General features: G+C 50.0%; 11 protein-coding genes and 3 pseudogenes. 4 read left to right on the top strand and 10 right to left on the bottom strand.

Features of this window, described 5'->3' with window-relative positions; all coding sequences use genetic code 11:
- Positions 1–26 precede the first annotated feature (26 nt).
- From ACSYTG_RS05865 to ACSYTG_RS05855, 3 genes and pseudogenes are all read right to left on the bottom strand, one after another.
- A pseudogene (locus ACSYTG_RS05865) lies at positions 27–819 on the bottom strand (IS5 family transposase).
- A 65-nt stretch (positions 820–884) separates the two neighbouring features.
- Positions 885–1,526, bottom strand: coding sequence for a hypothetical protein (locus ACSYTG_RS05860; protein WP_489784200.1), 642 nt, complete (start codon positions 1,524–1,526; stop codon positions 885–887).
- Entirely contained in the window at positions 1,495–2,313 is an 819-nt protein-coding gene (locus tag ACSYTG_RS05855) for a hemagglutinin repeat-containing protein (protein WP_491706451.1), read from the bottom strand. Before ACSYTG_RS05855 ends, ACSYTG_RS05860 begins: the two co-directional genes overlap by 32 nt.
- An 81-nt stretch (positions 2,314–2,394) precedes the next feature.
- On the opposite strand from ACSYTG_RS05855, the pseudogene ACSYTG_RS05850 reads away from it, so the two are divergent.
- Positions 2,395–3,474: pseudogene (locus ACSYTG_RS05850) on the top strand (IS5 family transposase).
- 165 nt (positions 3,475–3,639) lie between these two features.
- Here ACSYTG_RS05850 and ACSYTG_RS05845 read toward each other — a convergent pair.
- Both ACSYTG_RS05845 and ACSYTG_RS05840 read right to left on the bottom strand, forming a co-directional pair.
- Positions 3,640–4,086 (bottom strand): hypothetical protein, encoded by a 447-nt coding sequence (locus ACSYTG_RS05845; RefSeq protein WP_489784202.1) that lies wholly within the window; start codon positions 4,084–4,086, stop codon positions 3,640–3,642.
- A gap of 3 nt (positions 4,087–4,089) precedes the next feature.
- A complete protein-coding gene (locus ACSYTG_RS05840) occupies positions 4,090–5,214 on the bottom strand; it encodes a hypothetical protein (protein WP_489784203.1) in 1,125 nt (374 codons plus the stop codon).
- Positions 5,215–5,525: 311 nt separating this feature from the next.
- Here ACSYTG_RS05840 and ACSYTG_RS05835 point away from each other — a divergent pair, with 311 nt between their 5' ends.
- Positions 5,526–6,113 (top strand): RNA 2'-phosphotransferase, encoded by a 588-nt coding sequence (locus ACSYTG_RS05835; protein ID WP_415437068.1) that lies wholly within the window; start codon positions 5,526–5,528, stop codon positions 6,111–6,113.
- 385 nt (positions 6,114–6,498) lie between these two features.
- On the opposite strand, the gene ACSYTG_RS05830 is transcribed toward ACSYTG_RS05835, so the two are convergent.
- The 3 genes from ACSYTG_RS05830 to ACSYTG_RS05820 are packed head-to-tail and all read right to left on the bottom strand — an operon-like array spanning position 6,499 to position 17,747.
- The gene (locus ACSYTG_RS05830) at positions 6,499–15,396 is read right to left on the bottom strand and encodes a two-partner secretion domain-containing protein (protein ID WP_491706450.1); all 8,898 of its coding nucleotides are present in this window, start codon (positions 15,394–15,396) and stop codon (positions 6,499–6,501) included.
- Positions 15,396–17,099, bottom strand: coding sequence for a ShlB/FhaC/HecB family hemolysin secretion/activation protein (locus tag ACSYTG_RS05825; RefSeq protein ID WP_491706449.1), 1,704 nt, complete (start codon positions 17,097–17,099; stop codon positions 15,396–15,398). The genes ACSYTG_RS05830 and ACSYTG_RS05825 overlap by 1 nt, the downstream gene beginning before the upstream one ends.
- 60 nt (positions 17,100–17,159) lie before the next feature.
- Positions 17,160–17,747: an invasion associated locus B family protein gene (locus tag ACSYTG_RS05820; protein WP_491706448.1), complete on the bottom strand. Its 588-nt coding sequence runs from the start codon at positions 17,745–17,747 to the stop codon at positions 17,160–17,162.
- A 330-nt stretch (positions 17,748–18,077) separates the two neighbouring features.
- Here ACSYTG_RS05820 and ACSYTG_RS05815 point away from each other — a divergent pair, with 330 nt between their 5' ends.
- Positions 18,078–18,725 (top strand): hypothetical protein, encoded by a 648-nt coding sequence (locus ACSYTG_RS05815; RefSeq protein WP_489784243.1) that lies wholly within the window; start codon positions 18,078–18,080, stop codon positions 18,723–18,725.
- Here the strand turns inward: ACSYTG_RS05815 and ACSYTG_RS05810 are convergent.
- Both ACSYTG_RS05810 and ACSYTG_RS05805 read right to left on the bottom strand, forming a co-directional pair.
- Complete coding sequence (locus ACSYTG_RS05810; RefSeq protein ID WP_165926410.1) at positions 18,706–19,365, bottom strand: helix-turn-helix transcriptional regulator; 660 nt, start codon at positions 19,363–19,365, stop codon at positions 18,706–18,708. The two genes, ACSYTG_RS05815 and ACSYTG_RS05810, sit on opposite strands and share 20 nt — an antisense overlap.
- Before the next feature lie 129 nt (positions 19,366–19,494).
- Positions 19,495–20,070, bottom strand: coding sequence for an acyl-homoserine-lactone synthase (locus ACSYTG_RS05805; RefSeq protein ID WP_491706461.1), 576 nt, complete (start codon positions 20,068–20,070; stop codon positions 19,495–19,497).
- Between the two features lie 112 nt (positions 20,071–20,182).
- Here ACSYTG_RS05805 and ACSYTG_RS05800 point away from each other — a divergent pair.
- A pseudogene (locus ACSYTG_RS05800) lies at positions 20,183–20,685 on the top strand (IS5 family transposase); the annotation flags it as partial.
- Between the last annotated feature and the right edge of the window lie 486 nt (positions 20,686–21,171).

The raw sequence follows: 21,171 nt of genomic DNA, 5'->3' as shown, positions 1-21,171 counted from the left end.
TTCTCTCCCCCTTGGGATGTACTAAATTAATTTGTATTATGGATAAATGCTAGACTCAAGGCATATAGCCAGAAGATGAAGGTTGCGGCGAGACAGATGACTGAAAAGAAGACAGTCGGACGTCTGTCGTAGCGGGTTACGACCTACCGCCAGTTCTTGATTCGTCAGAACATGATCTTGCTGCGATTGCGGCGTTTATATTTTCTCTTATTGCATTTGACCGATTTTCCGCGAGATTTGCGTCCTGGAATGCAGGGCTTTATATCTTTTTCTTTCAGGGTGTCCCTGAACCAGTCGGTGTCATACCTGCGATCTCCCTGCACCTGTTGTGCTGCAGGAAGACTGTCCAGCGAAGCAGCGGCACCGGTATAATCGCTGATCAGCCCCACAGTCATGAAAAAGCTCAGCGGTCATCTGTTCTGATCGGCGGCCGCATGCAGTTTGGTATTCATACCGCCTTTGGTGTGACCGATCAGGCGGCCTGAATCCCCTTTTATAGCTGCAGGCTCGAAGCCATGCGGTGCATCTTGAGATACATCGCATCAATCATAATCGTCTGAGGTTCGGTTTTCGCGGCAGACAGGCCATCCATCATCCGCACAAAAATGCCAATGTTGTCCCAACGCTTCCAGCGGTTGTAGAGCGTCTTGCTTGGGCCGTATTCCCGGGGGCATCACGCCAGCGCAGACCATTTCTGTTCACGAAGATGATCCCGCTCAACACACGACGGACATCAACGCGAGGTTTACCATGGCTCTTCGGGAAAAAGGACCGCAGACAATCCATCTGCTCTTCCGCTAGCCAATACAGGTCATTCATCTTCAATCTCCTCAAGGAGCCTGAATCACATCCTGTCGCACATATCAATGGGGACTGAGCCTGGATTATGGGGAACATTTCTTAATACTGCGCGCCCCTACCCATGACACATAAGGAACAGTCTGCCCCTCAATAGTGGTTATTTTTTGCACGGTAACTGCCACAGCGTTATCTTCTTTTGTCGCATTATATCCAGCTACTATATACCAATTTCCTGCAGGAAGATTATTGAAAATAAAATGTCCTCTCGATGTACAAATATCGGGCCCATCTGCAGGACAAGAAATATGAGGAATAAAAGGAATAACCGAAGGTTCAACCCATCGGGAATCATTTAATGTATGGTAGCTATTTAATAAATAATATTGCTCCATTTTTTGTGCGAGGATCCACATATAGTCACTTTCAGGGAGGAGGTCTATTGTGAAATTTCTGGACGGATTTTCACGATATGAACTTTCTATTGGGTAAGAATCATAGTTTCCATCAGGTACTTGGTAAGTATAATATTTTGTAAATTCGCCGCCACTGACGCATCCTTTAATGGTAGCACGACCCGGTTTTTGGGCCCATGCGACTTCAACACTATTGAATGGTATTTTAGGGGGCGTTGGATGCACGCAGCCTGTCAGCAGCAACAAAGGAGATAAGGTAAAGAATAGTCTTTTGACACTTTTATTTTGCGTCATTTTTTGCTCTTTCTTCATCTGTTAAACTTTTATTGGTTATCATTTTTTGTATCCCTTGTGGCTCATGGTATGCATCTCTGGCTGAGTTTTCGAAACTATTTGTTAAGGACAGAATTTCTCCTGCTTCGTTTGCCTCGAAATCATTGTCTAGTGCGTGATTTGCTGATGCGGGATCATGGAGCAGAGTGCCTGATGTTGAACCGGAATGAACTGCAATATTCGAACCAATAGCAGACTGGCTTGTTGAGCTCTGCAGGTCTATGAGGGCGGACGCCACACCATTTACGTTTAAATTTCCATCAAAAGTCTTTCTCTTTGTGCCTTCTATTCCTTTACCTGGCCCTGTATTGCCTCCGCTTCCTAGATTTCCATAGGAGATACTAGCCGATGCTCCGGCATATTCCGATTTGTTCTGCTCACCATGAGCCGTCAGGCTACCTGTAGTAACCGTATTGCCAGATGCAGCCGTACTTTCCATCACACCAGCATTCAGCGTCGTATTGTGTGCAACAGTCACATTAAGTCCATTCCCGCCGGCATACAGGCCTGACAGGCCACTTGCTTCCGTCGAAGCACAAGTGTGATACAAAAATCCCGATGCTGCATTCACCGAAAAGCCCATCTCCCCGCCCGTGCCATAAACAGGAACGGCGAAACTGACCCCCGCACTCTCCTGCGTGCTGAGATAGCTGGCCGTATTCTGGGCCGAAGTAATATTCAGATTTCCCGCCGTAACATCCACAGAACCACCAGATATTTTCGCACCATCCAGTGTGGTGGTGCCTGTTCGGTTCTCAATAGTCACATGGAGGGTTCGCAAACCCCTCTGGTTTTGGATATTTCTCTGTGATTCACTCTCTTGTGTGATGACTGGAGGACTGGTGATATGAAACAGCCGGGTTTCTTTGATGTTGAGGAGCGGCTGGCGCGTCTGAGCGGGCTTGGTGACCAACTTGAAGCCTTTTCCCGGACTGTGAATTTTGAGGTGTTCCGTCCGGAGCTGAACAAATCACTGGTGTATTCAGACGGAAGCAAAGGCGGGCGTCCTCCCGTTTGATCCAGTGCTGATGTTCAAAATTCTGGTGATCTAGACGCTGAACAATCTTTCCGATGAGCGGACGGAGTATTTGATCAACGACCGTCTCTCCTTCATGCGCTTTCTTGGTCTGGGGCGTCAGACCGCGTGCCGGATGCCAAAACCGTCTGGCTGTTTCGTGAGCGTCTGACATAGGCTGGGGCGATTGAAAGACTATTCAATCGCTTCGATGCCACCCTGTGCGACGCAGGCTATCTGCCGATGTCGGGCCAGATCCTGGATGCTACACTCGTGGTGGCTCCCAAACAGCGCAATACCAATGCGGAGAAGGCGGATCTCCGGGCTGGGCGTATTCCTGAAGACTGGCAGGACAAGCCGTCAAAGCTGTCCCACAAAGACCGTCATGCGCGATGGACACTGAAGTTTACCAAGGCAAAGCGTCAGGATGACGGGAGTATGCCCGCAACGGATCTCGCCATCCCGTTCTTTGGCTACAAATCCCAAGTCTCCATCGACCGAAAGTTTTGACTGATCCGCAAATGGAAGACGACGGATGCTGCCGCCAGCGATGGCGCCAGACTACGCGAGGGTCTGTTGGATAAAACCAATATGGCATCAGCAGTCTGGGCAGATACAGCCTACCGCTCAAAAGCCAATGAGGACCTCATGGAAAAGCATGGCTTTGTCTCGAAGGTTCACAGGAAAAAGCCGCATCTCAAGCCCATGCCACGACATATCCAGAAATCGAATGCAGGAAAGTTCGTTATCCGGTCGCGTGTCGGGCATGTTTTTGCCGATCAGAAATCGTAGACAGGACTGTTCATACGAACCGTAGGCATAACGCGAGCCACCATGAGGGTCGGGCTGGCCAATATTATCTATAATATGCGTCGCTTTCTCCTTCTGGAGCGGATTAACGCCGCCGCGTAGAAATCCAGGGTATGAGACCCTCTCTCTGCTCAAAATGCAGAGTGAAAATCAGGTCCAGGAACCAGCAATCAACACACCAAAAACCCGAAATCAGGCAAAAGGGAAACCAATCAACGGTTCTTCGATCCCTCCATCTGTCTGTCCCGCAGAACCGTCTTTTCGTCATTAATATTTTACAGGATAGAAAGCATGTTTATCGAAACCAACGTTATGGGCATTGAATATATCAATCAGTTTCTGACTATAAAAATTATCATCGCCAGAACGCTGCCACGCGTCTAAAAAATGCTGCCCTTGTTCCGTTAAATACAGCTGATATGATGACCAGAGTGCACCACCTTCAGCTTCACTAGGAGAATTTTGAGACATCTGTTCAAAAATATTATTCAGCTCTTCAGGTGTTGGACCATCATCAGGGTAATCAATTCCCATAAAACCTATTTTTATTACTCTGAAGGCAAAATCCAGCGCTTCTTGGCACCATATTTTGTTATATTCAATTCCATATATTTCCCGAAGCTGAACTCTTTTATATCCAAAAAAATATAATAGAGTATAAACATCATGTTGACATAGCTCAAAAAAATCTTTGTATTGAATTAATATTTCCATTTTCTACTCCTTTGGAAATTTTAATTTCAAATTTTTGCTGTTGTTTATTTTATCTATATCATCTGATTTTACTTCCACAGTTGCCATATCGCTTGGTGTGCGAATACCTGCCGCTCCAGCAGGTCTATATGTTACAACACTCCCATTGGCAAATGTTGCGTACCACGCTCCTGTTTGTCCCTTAACTGTCAAAGGTATGATTTTTAAAGGAACCTTATTCCCAAAAGCCTGCTTTGCAAAGGCTTCTGCCGTAACATTAGGGTCGCTACTTGCCGGCATTACCTGGGCATTACCTGTACCTTTTGTGCCTATAAAGCTGCCATTTGGATTGATCAGATAGGATAAATGCGAATTTCGCAAATCATTTAACGCTGCCTGTTTTTCAACCTGTCTTAAAATATCCCTGCCTGTTTCTGGGTCAACCTGCTCTCTGGCATCGTCTGTCTGTTGTAAACCGCTGTAACTGCCCTTAATTCTTTGTGGGAGCGATGGTATCTGTAGCTTTCCATCAACAAAAACATAATAATCTCCAGTTGCTTTTTCACGGAATATCGCTTTTCCATTGTCATCATGAACCGGAAAAGTGCCGTCTCGCACCAAATTGTATTCTTTTTTATAACCTTCGCTATAAACAACAGTTATAAGTTGATCTTTCTGGTTATTAGGATATGCGCCAATCCACCCTTCAGGTAAGTCTTTCTCCTTAATGGTTTTTTCATTTTCGTTTGCCTGATTAAACTGCTGTATGGCTGATGCGTAGCCAGAGCCAGCCAATGCATTAAGCATGGTGTGCCCAGAACCACCCGCAGCGGCTCCCCCCGCAGCTCCGGCACCGGTCCCAATCGCATTGCTCAGCATGTTCTCAATCACAAGCTGAACATTCCCATCATTCGTGATGGCTTGTGCGACTGAGCCTGCCCACTCACGCGTTGCTATCGCAGCCGCATCTCCCGCTGCCGTACCGGCAGCCGTTGCTCCGATATTCCCACCAGACAGCCCGGCGACCAGAGCGCTTCCTGCGGTTTCCAGCCCTATGCGCCCCCAGGAATTGCCGACATCTGTTGTACCAAAACCGGAAATTCCGGCATGATCCAGCGTATCGGAAATAACCCCGCCGACTTCGCCCACGACCTGTGGATCCGACCTGCTGGATCTGCAGGTCGTTCTGCATCTTCTGTGCATCAAAGCTGTTCGTCAGCGGATGATTGGCACTCGAAGGATCACGCGAGAGTGTGCCGCTTACACTCCCCGCCGTGACCACCACGTTTGCCCCGATTGCTGACCGGGTTACAGAACTGGCATCCTGATGCACCGCAGCGCCCAGAAGACCTCCCGCGTTGGACGCCATGCCCGCACCAATCGCCGTCAGCATGCCGCCTGTACCACCAGCCGACGTGATGCAGACATGAGGCAAGAATGATGTAAACTGCTGTCAATCAATGAATGATTTTGAGGCGTTAAGCGGGATGAATACCAAGAAACTCAACGAGACCAGCAAATTTCTTAGCTATGTTCTCAGGCATGAACCACACGCCATCGGCTTGCAGCTAGACAGCGAGGGCTGGGCAAATGTCGAATCCTTGGTAGCCGGTGCAGCTAAAGATGGGCGAATTTTAGATATTGCCCTGATTCAGGCTGTTGTCAGCAGCAGCGATAAAAAACGCTTCAGTCTCTCGGAAGATGGCCTGCGTATTCGCGCCGTACAGGGCCACTCAACTGCCAGTGTGAGCCTTCAGCACGTAGAGAAAGAGCCGCCAGAGTTTCTCTACCACGGCACCGCCACGCGCTTCTTGGAATCGATCCGCCAGCAAGGCTTGATCGCAGGCGCTCGCCACCATGTACACCTGTCGCAAGACATAACTACGGCTACTGCTGTCGGGCAACGCTATGGCAAACCTGTGGTACTAAAAATTGAAGCCCTGCGGATGCACCAACAGGGCTTCAAGTTTTTTCAGGCAGAGAATGGAGTCTGGTTAACCACACATGTACACGCTGGGTTCATAAGTCAACATAGCGATGACCTATAATCTGACGACTCCTTCTTGGCCGCCTCAAGCCAATCTGAGAAACTCTGATAAGACCTATTCTCCCAAGGCGACGCTGTGGGATTGGAGTAGTCATATATTCTTACCGGCGGATTACCCGAGAAATCCGCCCCATCAAAACACGCCAAAACAACCCACCCGTCATTATACAAGCCCGACTCATCATCAATTATTGCAAAGGGCACCAAGGGGTTATTAGGAAACTTCAAAAGCATCGAGCCAAAATAACACAGAGAGACAGCCATATCTGCCGCCAGAACCCTCCAAGGATACAAATCTCGAGAGCAGCCACTAACAGCAAAATCAATATATTCTTGTGGCAATTTGAAACCATCAGGTAAGATGGAAGAGTCATACAGATATGCTTTCACTTCTTGCTCCCTGTAATTCGCGGAACCTCTGAAGCCCCATAAGCGTTACTACTAGCAAATCCACCACTTTGCTTATTTATACGCCCCATGATGGCCTCACCCCAAGTACTGTACTGTTGCCAACCTCTGGTCTCCTGAACAGCCGGAGTTAAAGGATCGTCAAAACCTCGCACAGTTGCTTTCACGTCAATTTCGGCCTCTCTAGCTGCTGCAATACGGGTGTTATCCATACTCGTCAACTTTCCATCGGGCATTTTCACTACATCGACAGGGTCACCTTTCCAACCACTGGTTCGCATACTTTGAACTAGGTCGCCGTAGGTATATTTAGCGCCATTACCTCGATCCGTCTTATTGAACGACACTGTATTCTGTGAGAAGCGAATATCACCAGCCGCGTGAGAAGTAGCATTTCCTGCTGCTTTTGCACCTACATCAGTAGCCCTCTCGCTTTTTACGAGATTTTTTGCGACATCTCGCAGATTTTCCGTTCCGACTGGTGCCTTTTCGAAAAGTTCCTTTCTTCCCTCTGGTGTCGTCAACAGTCGGTTGACTTCACGAGCCTCTAAAAGTGCATTCTCCATCCTTGAAACGTCATTGTCACTAATAACCCGCGGCTGATTGGGATCTGTTAATGTTTGTAGTTCGGGGTTAGATGGATCCAGTCTTGCCAGTTCATGTGCATCAGTATCGTAAGTCTGTTCTCTGAATTCTTCCGTGACGTCTCTTGAACTGGGGCCTAACACCCAGTCCAGAGCCTCTCTCGTATTACGAGGCCCCTTATTCGCTTCTTTTTCATCATTTTCGTTTGCCTGATTGAACTGCTGTATGGCTGACGCGTAACCAGCACCCGCCAATGCATTGAGCATGGTGTGCCCAGAACCACCCGCAGCGGCTCCCCCCGCAGCTCCAGCGCTGGCCCCTATTGCATTACTCAGCATGTTCTCAATCACACGCTGGGCATTTCCATCAGTCGTGATGGCTTGTGCGACTGAGCCTGCCCACTCACGCGTTGCTATCGCAGCCGCATCTCCCGCTGCCGTACCGGCAGCCGTTGCTCCGATATTCCCACCAGACAGCCCGGCGACCAGAGCGCTCCCTGCGGTTTCTAACCCGATGCGCCCCCAGGCATTACCGACATCTGTTGTACCAAAACCGGAAATCCCGGCATGATCCAGCGCATCGGAAATAACCCCGCCGACTTCACCTACGACCTGTGATCCGACCTGCTGGATCTGCAGGTCGTTCTGCATCTTCTGCGCATCAAAGCTGTTCGTCAGCGGATGATTGGCACTCGAAGGGTCACGCGAGAGTGTGCCGCTTACACTCCCCGCCGTGACCACCACGTTTGCCCCGATTGCTGACTGGGTTACAGAACTGGCATCCTGATGCACCGCAGCGCCCAGAAGACCTCCCGCGTTGGACGCCATACCCGTACCAATCGCCGTCAGCATGCCGCCTGTGCCACCACCCGTTGCACCACCGGGATTCATGACATTGGCCTGATACCCCATCGTCTTCGCACTTGCATCGGCATAATTGGCAATGTCGTTGGCGATCAGCAAACCGGTTGTCACATGGTTCAGTGCCGCATCGGCCGTGCTTTCGATAACGCTCCCGTTCAGCGTCGTCGTATCCGCCACAGAAACAGTCAGGCCTCCTGCACCCGCATAAAACCCGGACTGGGTCGCTTCCGTTGACGCGTAACTGTCTGTCGTCTTGCTGTGGCTGAAACTCGCACTCCCGCCTATATCTCCTGCTCCCCACACGGGAACAGAAAAGCTTGCATTCACACCAGTGGTTTTGGAGTTGTAGCGAGACGTATCCTGCGCTGTAGTGATCGTCAGATCTTTAGCTGCAACATCAATAGAGTTCCCGTTGACCTCAGCTCCGTCCAGTGTTGTCGTGCCCGCAGCATTGGCAATAGTGACGTTATCAGTGCCAACAACGGTCGTATCTACTGCTGTGCTGGATGATGCGTTGGTCTTGGTTTTGGAAAAACCGAACTGTCCCTCAACGCTGACACCAGCTCCTTGTGTACCAATACTAGCGGAAGCTCCAACACTGGCAGAAAGCGACTTGGAGTTCGCAACCTCATGCGTCGTGTCATACCCCGCCTGAAGCGTTACATTCCCAGGAGCGGTCAAAATCACATTCTGTCCGGACAGCTTCGAAGCTGTCGCAATAATGTCGCCTGATTGAGCGTCCGTTGGTGTGCCTCCCGTAGCCGTCACGGACAGGGTATTCCCGGCTTCCGCCGATGAACCCTCGACTTTGCTGGTCGTCAGCGTTGTTTTCGATTTTTCAAGGTCAAATCCGACATTTGACCTGACTGCAATCAGATCAATGTTGCCGTCGGGGGTATCACCTTTTTTGAATAAGTTCGACAGGGATGTAACTTGCGATATGCTTCCTGCGGTACTGGCCTGAATGCCTGTCATTACACCGGTCATGGCGGCCTGTGCGCCATCTGCGGCCGCCAGCTTGCCGCTATCTTTCCCAGATGCCTGAGACGCGGCAAGCGCCATGTCCACCATCTGACCGACAATAGAGTTCGGATCGAGACCAGTCGTGTTCCCGATAAACATCGACTTATGAGTCTGGGTCTGGGTTGTTACGTCATTCAGGGCATTGAATGCGACCGAAGACCCGGTAATGACTGCTTCTTTCGCGGCACCCAGATCAGACGCGTTAATCGTGACTGCGCCATTCGCTGTGATACTCAGATTGCCGCCAGTTGATGCAATCTCACTGGGGCTCCATGTCGTTTGAGAATAAGTATCCGTATCTTTGGTTTTGCCAAACCCGATCTTGGCTTCTGCTCCACTGGTTCCAAGGAACAGTCCAGACGATTTCTTTTCGTAAAACGCGCTGACAGTATTCTGAAGTGCATTTTCAGTAAATTTGCTACCGGCCTGAAGAGCGACATCCCCCCCGCCTGCGATAGTCCCTGTTATCGACAGATCTTTGCCTGAAACCACAGTGACATTATCATTTGCTGCTACAGTACTCCCGACCTGATCGGTTGAGCTCTCGCTCCGGGTTGTAGAAGTCTTGTTCAGGAATCCATGTTCAACTGTATGCGTATAAGACGATTGGCTGTCTGTTACCGCATTGAGGGCCACATTGCCCGTTGCCAACAGGGTTGCAGACTTCCCTGCTGACACATTTGCACCTGCAAGCGTGAGATCACCACCAAGAGCTGCGGCCGTCAGGTTGCCCCCGGCGGTGACGGAAGAGCCAAAGTTCTCCGTCTGGCTAGCCCGATGGCTGTAGTCATGCCCTTCGATATCCTCAGACGCCTGTGCCGCAACCGAATTAAGCGTAATTCCCTGACCAGCTACCAGAGAAGCGTTACCCAGAGCATTCAGTGAACCACCATTAAAAGTAATGCGCTGCGCCGCAGATATCTGCGCATTTCCACCTGATGAAATGTTGCCCTGCGCACCAATGGACTGTGCTGAGCCACCATTCACCATGAACGTATTCAACTGGTCTTCATTGATCACGGAGCCGTTCAGCGCAGCGAGCGTCACACTCCCGCCGGAAATGGACCCACCTGCATTGACGATATCGCCACTGTTCGCGGTCGCTGCAAGTGCTGTAGTCGCGTTCAGCGTTCCGGTATTATTGATATCTGAACCGGTCAGGGTCACATTGGCTGCAGTAATTTCCGCTCCGTCAGAAAGCGTTGCCTGCCCGGGGGCAAGATAGAGCCTGGGAGTGAGAACGGTCTTCCCATTCACAGTCTCGGGCACATACCAGACAATATTCTGCGTTAGCGCCGCCTGCTGCGCAGTTGTCAGCGCCGTTCCGAATGTCAGACCAAGCGTATTGGACTCTGAGGCTGCATTATCGAGCAGAAGAGCCATCTGCTGATTGCTTGTCTCGTAACTGCTTCCCAGGAAAGTTTGCCCCGTAGCCGCGACAATCTGCTGCTGGATGAATTCGGTATCAAAATTCGCATCACCCAAAAACTGATAATCTGCCGTATTATTACCCAGACGGTTCAGCAGATACTGCGAACCATAAAGTCCCGAGAGAGCCGCATAATTCGGGTTGGTCTCAATCAGATAATGTGCGGCAGGATTGGGATCAGGAATAAATAGCGCACTGCCACCGGGAATAGATGCAATGACATTGGGAACGGTCGGGTCACTACTGCCAGCAAAACCCGGCAGCGTCATGCTCGCTTCCTGCGCGGAAGAGGATGCCTTCACCTGAGCCGTCTCTACTCCCTGATAAGCCAGAACGCCAGTGGCCGTTGCAAGAGCTTCCGTACCCGCTCCTTCCAATGTTGTATTCGTTGCAACGTTGTTTGCGCCTGACGTGGAGGCAACCGGCGAAAGACCGCCGGGGGCTTCACCCGTGTAGGTCGTATATTCACTCGGACTGGCGTTAACGATTTTTGTCTGGTTATTGATCGCTCCTGTGAAGTCACCAACGATATTGTCTTTGGCAACAATAGTCCCTGTCGGGCCATAATAGGTTTCTGTCGAACCCCATTGTTCCTTGGGCTGAGGAGCGGCTGTATAGTAATGACCGGTCGTGATCGGACCAAATTTCTTTTTGTGCCGTTTTGCGGCAGTTGCCCCACCAGTAAATGCGGGGTCAGACTGGCTACTCCAGGAACACCCCCAGAAATTCCTGCAGGTAACATAAAAAACATGCTGAACTACATAGCCAACATTATTGAGACTACCGCCTCTCAGGTTAATATCTCGCCCCGCAGAGATATGGCTGGCATCGTTGACGATCCCGCCTGTGGTCGTGATATCAATGTCCCGTCCAGCCGAAATCAGGGAAGCAGCATTATTGAGGGTGGCGAGCCCCCCATCTTCTTCCACATAGATTGTACCGCCGTTGGCATGACCGACAAGCTGGCCTGTTCCCTGTAGTCCAGTCGTTGTGTTCAACAGTCCCAGAGGGACGATGATATTGACATTGCTGCTTCCGCCGTAGCTCTGGCTCCATAAAACCTTGTTGTTGGCGACAGAGACCCCGCTCAACACATCATTGGTGACAGAGCCAGCATTAATCCGAACGTCACCATCGGCACTATCGGCAGCAATCTCACCAGAGCGGTTGATAACGGCGCTTGCTGGACCATTATTGTTTGCACCGATCCCGATTGATCCATTCTGGGAAAGAATGGCTCCCAACTGGTTAGTCAATGTTCCAGGCAGCTCCAGCGTAACACCAGCAGCACCATCAATCAGGCCTGTGTTAAAGATCGCACTGCCCGATGCTACATCGAGAACGCCACCATTAGCCATCAATGCGCCATTATTTGTCACTGCCGAGGCAAGAATGCTGGCATTACCTCCAGCGGATAGCCCGCCACCGGAAGCGGCTGTATAATTCCCGGCGACTGTCAGACGGGCATCACCGCCAGACTGGAACAGAGTATCACTGCTCAGATCGCTGCTGACAGTGACGTCAAGATTGCGTCCCGCAACCAGTCTGGATGCCCCATCAAGGGAAGTGGTATCAATTTTCAGGTCACCTGCAGCCTGCAAAATACCACCAGCGTCGCTAAAATCATTAACCGCACTCCCACTTCCATTTGTCAGTAAAAGCGTTCGTGTTCCTGAGCGTTCGATGATACTGCCACCGTCATTGTCCAGGCCAGCCACCGTCAGGCCCAGATCATTCAATGACTGCAAAGTGCCTTTGGCATTATTGATTTTGGCAGTTGCAGTCGGGCCTCCTGCGGAGATAGTCAGGCCACCGCTTACTGCATTAATTAATGCACCGGATCCGTTATTGAGATTATTGGCCACGAGAACAATATTGTTCTCTGCCTGCAGTGCGCCGTTGTTATTGGCGATCAGCGTCATTGCCTGACCACCTATGTTCTGGATATTCAGGGTGCCAGCATTACTGATGATTTTCCCTGCGTTCTCATTATCAAGCGAGGCGGCAGTCAGCGTAACATCACCTGCTGCCTGAATAACCCCTTCTTCATTACTCACGCCGCCTGCCGCTGACACCAGCAGAGCTCCGACCCCGGTAATAATGTCCCCACTCGTGTTGGTCAGGCTGGCCCCTGATACCGCAATGGTGCCATTGGCCCCGATACGACCATTCGTATTATCAATCTGCTCCCCACTCTTCAGGTTTATGCCCTGCGTGCCGTAAATCAGCCCCGTGTTCACGGCAGAACCAGTCAGAGTTGCATTGACCTGTTGGGCCGCTACCAATCTGCCTATATTGAGGAGAGACGCGGCGGTCAGGTTAGCCTGCCCGGTTAACGAGCCAACCTGACCGCTATTGCTAAGATCTTGCGCTGCAAGTGCAACATCACCCTGAGAAACAAGTGTTCCACTATTGGTAATGTTCCCCTGTGTCGTGACATTAAGGAGAGCTCCGGTGCCCGCTGTTTCGATCCGGCCAGAGTTGGAAAGCCCCTCTCCTGTGCCTGTTCCATTCAGGACAAGGTCCAGCGTGCCATTCTCGGTCGCGATCAGCCCGCTTGCAGCATTCGTCAGACCTGTTGCATCAAGGTACAGGCCCTGCCCTCCTACCAGAACGCCCTCGGTCCTCAGGTCTTCAGAGGCCTGTACAGAAAGATCTTTCCCCGAACTCATGACGCCATTGGCATCATCACGCCAGTTCCCCGTCACCAGGATCAGGTTTCCTGCCGCTTTTACTGCTCCTCCCACATTAGAGAAGGACAGTGCGGAAGAGGGCGCACTCACCGCGTTCAGCGCAATATCGCCGTTCAGCGCCAGAACGCTGCCAGCGTCATTGCTGATAGTGGAAGCAGCTACTGAAACAGTTCCACCAGCCTGAATGATACCCCCAGATGTATTATCGAGCGCTGTCATCATTGCGCCGGAGCTTCTAGCTGCAAGAGTCACATCGCCGCTAATGCCAAGAAGAGTTCCCGCCGTGTTGGCTAGGCTCGTTGTCTCAACATCCAGGTTATTTCCTGCCTGCATCAGGCCGTTGTGGTTATCGAGAATAGAAAGCGGTGCTGAGGTAATGCTATTATTAATCCCGAGATCGTGCCCTGCCAGAAGCTTCCCGAATGTGTTGCTCAACGCTGTCGAGGCAACCCTTAGATCGGTCCCGGCCCTGATCGTACCGTTATCGTTGGAAAAGGCCCCCGTACTCGTCAGGCTCATTCCACCGGCACTATAAAGTATACCTGTATTGCTTACTGTCCCGGCAACTGTATTGCCGGATACGCCATCAAACAGAAAACTGTCATTTGCTGCCTGTCTTTGACGATCACCCACGTTCAGACTGAGAGAACCACCTGTCGCAAGCAGAAGACCAGACGCCGCATTCGTGAGGTTGTCGGCTGTTACAAGGACATCTGTGCTTCCGCCAAGGGTGCCTTCATTGTCCAGATTGCCAGACATTGTGACAGCCAGTGCCTGTTCTGCTGTGAAGAAAGAGTGAGCATTAGAGCTGTAGCTGCCCAATGCTGCCGTTAGATTACCACCAGCCTGAATGACACCCTCATTATTGGTGACATCCTGCGCCGATAATATCATGTTGCCAGATTGGTTGAGGACCGTCCCCCCAGTGTTATCCAGCGCGTCAACCGCTTCAATTGAAGCCAGGCCTGCCGTATTCGATATCTTCCCGCCAACATTTGAGAGAGAACTGGCACTGTTCAGTGTCAGGTCTGCCTTTGATGCGATTGTTCCGGTATTTGCGATAGACGCTGCCCTGGCAGACAGACTACCATTCGATGCGCCAATACCACCGCTATTGGTCAGGAGGCCCTGTGCTGCAAGAGACAGCATACCGCCTCCCGCTGAAATCGTCCCACTATTACCGATTGTTTCCGCTTGTGCGGTTAGTGCTATGCCCGCACTGATGCTGCCACTATTAGCCAGTGCATTGGCCGCCTCAAGTTGCAGACTGGTACCCGACTGCAGGCTGCCGGCATTAGTGATCTGACCACTGGCCTGAGCCTGAATAGTATCGCTGGCAGCCAGATTACCATTCAGTACCAGATCACCTGTATCGGTGAGGGTCATGTCTCCGGCATTGGCGGCCATGGCGCCGTCGACCCTTACACCTGCCCCAGCTTCGTTAACCACCATGTAGATACGGTTTGCATAGAGTCCACCCAAGGCGGCCGTATCAATGGCAAATTCGGGAGTAGCTGTCCCATCGGAAGCTAGTGTGTGGGCAACGTTGGTGCCATAATCAACCCGGTTACGTCCAGCTACAATATTGGCTGTCTGAGCATTCACCTGTGCCTTCAGCGTCACGGATCGCGAAAGGACATCCAGCACTGGCACCGTGGTGAAATCCCCACCCGGCCCTGAAAAAGTGATGTTACCTCCCCGAACAGCTATATCCTTGAGTGCACCACTCGCATCCATCTCCGGCTTGCCTGTCGCAAGGGTGACACGTGCCGTATTGATGAAACCACAGCCTGAACAGGTAATTCCGTTTGGATTAGCAACAACGACCGAGGCTTGATGCCCGGCTACTTCCGTATAACCCAGCATCAGAGTTGGAAGGGAACCCGTCACCTCATTCAGAATGAGGTTCGCCGAATGGCCATTAAGATTACTATTGCCGTAAACTGCGCCACCGATCTTCGTCTCTGTCGCTGACGTAGCATTATTCAGAATGACACCACGTTCAGGTACCCCGTATTCCAGAAAGTCATTATGCGACACACCAGCAGTATTCGGAGTGGCGATGTTGACCTGATCGATCCCATTCTGGGTTTTATCCAACGTCGGCTCAGGTCCTGCTGCATGCGGATCAATTACGATCTGCGGTTCTGCCTGCTGAGCTGATGCGACTGAAATGGTTGACGTAAAAAGCAGGCAGGTTGCGACCAGAACACGCAGACAACGCTGCATCAATGTTGTGTTGGGGAGCATTTCGAGAACAGTATGCCTATAGGCCGTATTCATTACATCTTCGCTCCCACCTGAAACAGCGTAACCAAACCTTCAGAAGGGAGAGGGCCGGTATAGATCGAATGTGTAAGGGAGACGTTCCAGAAAAATGGACCAGTGGTCTTCCTGAGGCCGAGGCCTCCCCCTGCCATTTCTCCGCCTTTAAGTGCCGGAGGCATGGACGAAGAAGTAAACCCCGCCCGCACGACACCGACGTCCAGAGCAGCATAAAGCTGCGTGCCTTCGATGACATGGTGACAGAGAAAAGCGAACTTCCCACATTTCTGGTCCAACGATGGAAGCTGCCATGAAAAATCATTGCGCATATAGCCGCCATCGTTACCCAGCAGGACCTGTTCCAGGAAACCCCGAACTGAATAAGGCCCGCCCACCTGTAACTCGTTGGTCGGAAACTGGTCTCGGGTGCTGTATTCAGCATGTAACGATGTATGCCATAACACGTTGGGCATAAGAGGTTTATACCCATCTATATCCAGTGAAGGCTTAAGATAAGACGAATGGGGCTCCTGCAAGCCAGGATGAGCAATGTTGGACCACGTCCCGGCCCCGGCTACGGCAACCTTGAGACCGCCTGTGATGTACCAGACCCCGCCCCATCCTTTGAGAGATTCACTGACTTGCAGGTTAACGAAGGACTGCCGCGCGGTTTCAGTATCAATCACGGTATGATTGATTTCAGAACCGAATGATTTTCGTTCGTAACTGACCTGGAAAGACGTAATGCCAAGGCTGTTGCGCAGCAGCACCCGTGAAATTCCCAAACGCCAGTCTCGCCGACCACCAGAAAGATGATAGAGATCGCTCAGGCCGCGCAGGGGGTATTCATCTTCTGAGTGCCACCATGAACCGAAAACAGTCCAATAACCAAAAGGGATTGAGCCATTAACGGAGAGATAGGATGTTCCCCGCTGCCCGGCCTGGCCCACGAGTGAGTGATCATATTCAACTGACCACAGATCCAGAAGTCCCAAGGGGTTCTCTGCCGTCAGCATGGCATGCCCTGTTTCCTGTCCCGTGATTTTCTGGCCATAATTGTCAAACCAGACTTGGCCATGCAGCACACCGCGCTTTGGCGCGCTGATCACAACAGTTGAGGTGCCTGCTTTCCCGCCGGGGATAATACGCATGCGGGCCCCCCAGTGGCTCAGCCTGTTCATAGCTTCTATCCCCTGCTCCAGGTCACGGAGATTGAGGATTTTCCCATGTAGAGCAGGAAAGGCCATGGCAATTGCCAGCCGGGTTGGGCGCCCTTCCAGCTTGAGCTCTGTCAGTTTTCCCTCAATGACGACTATTCTGAGGTGTCCGGAGGAAAGCTTCTGTTCTGGCAGATAAGCGCGGGAGGTAATATATCCTTGCTGGACATAGGCTGCGTTCAGTGCGTCAATCAGGCTATTAAGATCTCGCACAGTCATGCAACTACCCACATGAGGCTGTGTCATATGCCCGATATCTGCTTGAGAAAGCCGTGAAATTCCTTCCACAGTAATACTATGAATTGTCACGCATCCCCTGGAGCCCTGCGCTGGAGATGCGGGTTTATGAAGATCAATATCACCCGATGGCGGCGGTAAAGCGTCCAGTTGTTCTTGATGCTGTTCAAAGCGCTGATACTGATCCTGTGCGGATCCTGGCCCTGCCGGCATAATCCCACCGGGCAACCCCGAGACCTGCCCCATTGCCAGATCTGGCATAGTCATGATGACCAAACCAGTGAGAATCTGCCATCGCATACGCTGCGGCCCGAACTATGCGACGGCTCAGGAAGGGGCTTTCTGCGTAGCCCATGTCTCGAGAGCACCTAAAGCATCGGAAAAATGATTCATGCTATAATTTATTGTTACACTGCCCCCTCCTTGTGAAGGAACACGAGTGACACGAATATGACCTGTTTTGGCAGTTTTCAGACCAGCCATGGTGGACAGAGTTGTTTGCGTGGTCGCAAGACAGCCTGAAGCATTGCAGACCAGATAAGGTAAATTCAAAGGCTTACCATTATCCATCGTGAGCGTTGGAAGCTTGGTCAGGTCAAACCCGAGTGGAACCATAAGACTCAATTCATATGGACGTGTCGTAATTGGTTCCTTGGTTGATGCAGCTCGAGCGACAATAACCATACCCAGTGCGACTGACTTGCCATCCTGCTGCATCGTCAGCTGTTGGGCTGCAATACACAATGACGCGGCCCGGGTTGCCGGAGCATAAGTGCAGCTTGCTTTCCATGCTCCGAAATTACTCTGGATGGTAGGGGAGACCGTTGGGGCTTTAGATACAGAAGAATCTGCATGTGCAACAAAAGAAATTTCAGAAAAAACGATAATAGAAGAAAGCAGTAATTTTTTATTCACTTTATCGCGCCTTAAATAATTCTAAATTTATAATATTGAAAATATTAATGGTAGAAGACATTCTTAAATATCTATCTCCGAAAAATTTTCTTCCAAAAAATCACAGCGATAAGAACATTCAGACATCTCCCGTTAAGACATTCTTCATGTGTTCTAGCAATGTCTGCTTGAAACAAGAGTCTGAGAGAACAGCATGGAAACAAATTATGTCTTTCTAGATCAGTTCCAACCTTTTGCCGATCTAGCGATATTGATAGGTCATTTTAGAGGGGAAGATATAAGAGTATAAAAATTATAAGTTTATTTGATATTTCTGTAGAGAGAATATCGATGAGCGCCTTGCTACATTCCTATATTGATGTCGAAAAAGATGTTTATACAGAAATAATTCATCCTTTTATTATTGAATCGATTGATGTTTTGGCATCTGTACTCAAAAATACAGATATGATCGGTCGGCGCCATTTTATAGATATGGTATACCACGAAAGTAATCGTAGAACTGAGTTTGCACTTAAGCTGGCAGCTTTTGTTTTGCACGAAGTGAGTAAAATTTCACCACCGGATGCTGGAGCAGTGGCAGCCAACATTATCCAATTAAGTCCGGACCTCGGGATTGGAACAATTAGTACAGGACAATTGCTTTATGCCAGTGCATTGCACGAGGGACGTAGTAAAATAACAAATTTCGACCTCGAGCCTATCCCGTATAATGATAATACAGAAAACACATCACTTGGTTTTCAAGTGGGGAAATATCTAGCATCCAACTGTATTACAAGTTGGGTGTGCATGCTGTCTGTCAGTTCGGAATATGACGTATCTGGCGTTCTGCGTCTCGGTGGGCGCGAAAGCAAAAACGTTATAAACCAGCTGTTTATTTATAACTGTATTAAATCTATCAATGTTTTTTCTGGCATATCTTCTGCGTTTGATGAAATTTATAAACGGGCTAAACTTATATCAACCCGAATTTAATTGCTTTTGCCACAGCCCCACAGGTCGTTTGTGCACAAAGTTTATGCCGAGCCGTCGCAAGATAAAGTCTTACAGTCGCTTCAGAGATATTCAGTCTGTAAGACACTTCCTGCGTCATCAAACCCTCGCCATGGTAAGCAAGACATTCTCGTTCGCGAATGGATAACCGAGGAGGCGCCAGAGCCTCTCGACGCCCTCCATAATTAGCAAACCATTCATGCATGTATGCACCAATCTGAGAGAATGTTGCCGCATAAACCCTTCGCCGATCTTGCCCGAAATCATGGATATTGCGACTTGTTATAGTCAGAAGACCCACTTCACCACGTAACCCTCTTAACGGAATGGACATTCCATCCTTGCCCATATTCTGTTCAGAAAAAAGCTGCATGACCCGTTTCTCTTTCTGAGAAAGTATCTTTATTTCTGACCACAAAAAAGGAAGTGCGCTGGTTAGTGCAGTACGGACTACCGGATCTGAATGAACAAGATTTTTTTCAGTATATAAGATTTGCCATGACAGCGGGTATGTCGTGACCCCCAATTCTCCTCCCTCTCTAACCCAAGGGTTGGATAGAAAGTGGTAGGTAAGATGGGCCGCGCCACTATTATCCCTGATCTCGAATGCCAACTCCTGCATTGTCGAGATGCTTTCGCATGACTGAATGCGTTCGAGAAGGGTATCCCCTAGGGGAAGAAGCGCATTGTGTGTGTCAGGAACCATTACGATTAAGGCCAGCCAAGATGTTCTTGGCTGGCATATAAGATTTTAAGCGGCCAATGCAAATTTTTTATTAATTTCGTCAAGACGCGCCTGCGACACATCAAACGTGGCAAGCGTAATCATCTTCCCGTCGAGTTGAGCACTCATAATAGGTTCAGGTGGCCAGCCCGCACGCTCATAAATCCGTAACATTGGCCGAAAAAAGATACCTGTAAGATGAGTAATTCCGTTTTCGAGGCACGTTTGACACAGAGTGCGTGCTAACTCACCTGTATAATGTATCTCACCAGGTCGTAATGTTGCACAGTAACGGGTGCTTTCCCATATTGTTGGACTATAGATATCCGGGCAATCTGGAAAAAATGAATGAAATTTGTCACGCAACATTGTCGGCCCCGTGGTGGGGATGATACGCATGGATGTTGCGTGTGAACCATCAGGCCGCTCTGCTACGAAATAGAGTGGGTTATACTCCCGGTCATATTCGTCTTCTTCTTTTCCATCTACAACATTAACATCCCAATTCAAGCGTCCTGAAAAAACAACAGCACGTGCTCTAAGCATTTTTTCATATGTTGGAGCGTGAAAATGTCTTTGATTGTAACTAAATACTCTTATCATCACAAAACCTCCCTATGGAGATTTTGGTTTATTCTACACCAATATTATTTATAATTAGTTAATATTGATAGGTTAACTAATTATAAATTAATTATATAATTGAATTTTTGGCGCATCCCTGAAATGGCTGATGATCGACAGTATGATCGTTCGCACACCAGCATGCCGCTGCCGCACGCATCGCCAAAGGCGAGCGGATACCCAAGGGCTGGGTCAATCTCGCGGCGGGTTAAGCAGCAAGATCCACCTTGCCGCCGACGCTTTGGGCAATCTGGTGCGGATGACCTTCACCGGCAGGCAGCGCAACGACATTACAAAGGCACACGACCTGATTGAAGGACTCGATCCTGACGCGGTCATCGCCGACAATGGATACGACGCCGATCACCTGCGCGACGCGGTTGAAGACGCCGGCGGCGAACCAGTCATTCCGCCAAAATCAAACCGCAAAACGCCCAAAAACTATGACAGGGCGCTCTACAAGGACGCAATCTCGTCGAGCGTTTCTTCATCAAGCTCAAGGATTTCAGGCATGTCGCAACCCGATATGACAAGCTCCTCGCCAATTACCGGGGCTTCGTCCTCATCACTTCAATAGCCATCATCCTGCGATAAATCGTAACTACAACCTAGCAACAATTGCCTTGATTTTACCGTTCACGATCTCTTTGCCTTCCCATAACGAAATTGCACGGCCAAAAGCGAGATGTGGCAGCGCCAGGTCTCGAAAGAGGAAATGGACTTCCAGATCATAGGTATGACCAAGCTTAATCCTTTTATCACCCAGTAATATGCGACAATCGAATGCCGCTCCATCGATCAACAACGGGCAGGAATAAACATTACCACTTATCGATGATTTTCGTCCCCCCCTCTGAGGGAGTGTTGAACCTAACTTCTATGATTATATCTGCGTTCTTATTCATTGCACACCAAGAATTGGGCTATAGTTCATGATATTCGGCGTTAGATTTGGAAGGCTTTCATTCGGTATCACATAGGCAGGTATCCCGCTATCGACGTTCACGGGAGGCATGCCTTTCAGCACGCTGTTTGGAATATTCGGCTGGACGACAGTGTAGGGCCTATCACCGATAGGAA

This window comes from Acetobacter sp. ESL1128, assembly GCF_058505085.1.
The sequence above is the reverse complement of the archived record's forward strand: the minus strand, read 5'-3'. Positions and strand labels throughout refer to the sequence as shown.

Bases quoted from the DNA above. Each gene is read 5' to 3' on its own strand.
- ACSYTG_RS05860 (WP_489784200.1), bottom strand. From the start codon at position 1,526: ATGAAGAAAGAGCAAAAAATGACGCAAAATAAAAGTGTCAAAAGACTA.
- ACSYTG_RS05845 (WP_489784202.1), bottom strand. From the start codon at position 4,086: ATGGAAATATTAATTCAATACAAAGATTTTTTTGAGCTATGTCAACAT.
- ACSYTG_RS05835 (WP_415437068.1), top strand. From the start codon at position 5,526: ATGAATGATTTTGAGGCGTTAAGCGGGATGAATACCAAGAAACTCAAC.
- ACSYTG_RS05830 (WP_491706450.1), bottom strand. From the start codon at position 15,396: ATGAATACGGCCTATAGGCATACTGTTCTCGAAATGCTCCCCAACACA.
- ACSYTG_RS05825 (WP_491706449.1), bottom strand. From the start codon at position 17,099: ATGACTATGCCAGATCTGGCAATGGGGCAGGTCTCGGGGTTGCCCGGT.
- ACSYTG_RS05815 (WP_489784243.1), top strand. From the start codon at position 18,078: ATGAGCGCCTTGCTACATTCCTATATTGATGTCGAAAAAGATGTTTAT.
- ACSYTG_RS05810 (WP_165926410.1), bottom strand. From the start codon at position 19,365: ATGCAGGAGTTGGCATTCGAGATCAGGGATAATAGTGGCGCGGCCCAT.
- ACSYTG_RS05805 (WP_491706461.1), bottom strand. From the start codon at position 20,070: ATGATAAGAGTATTTAGTTACAATCAAAGACATTTTCACGCTCCAACA.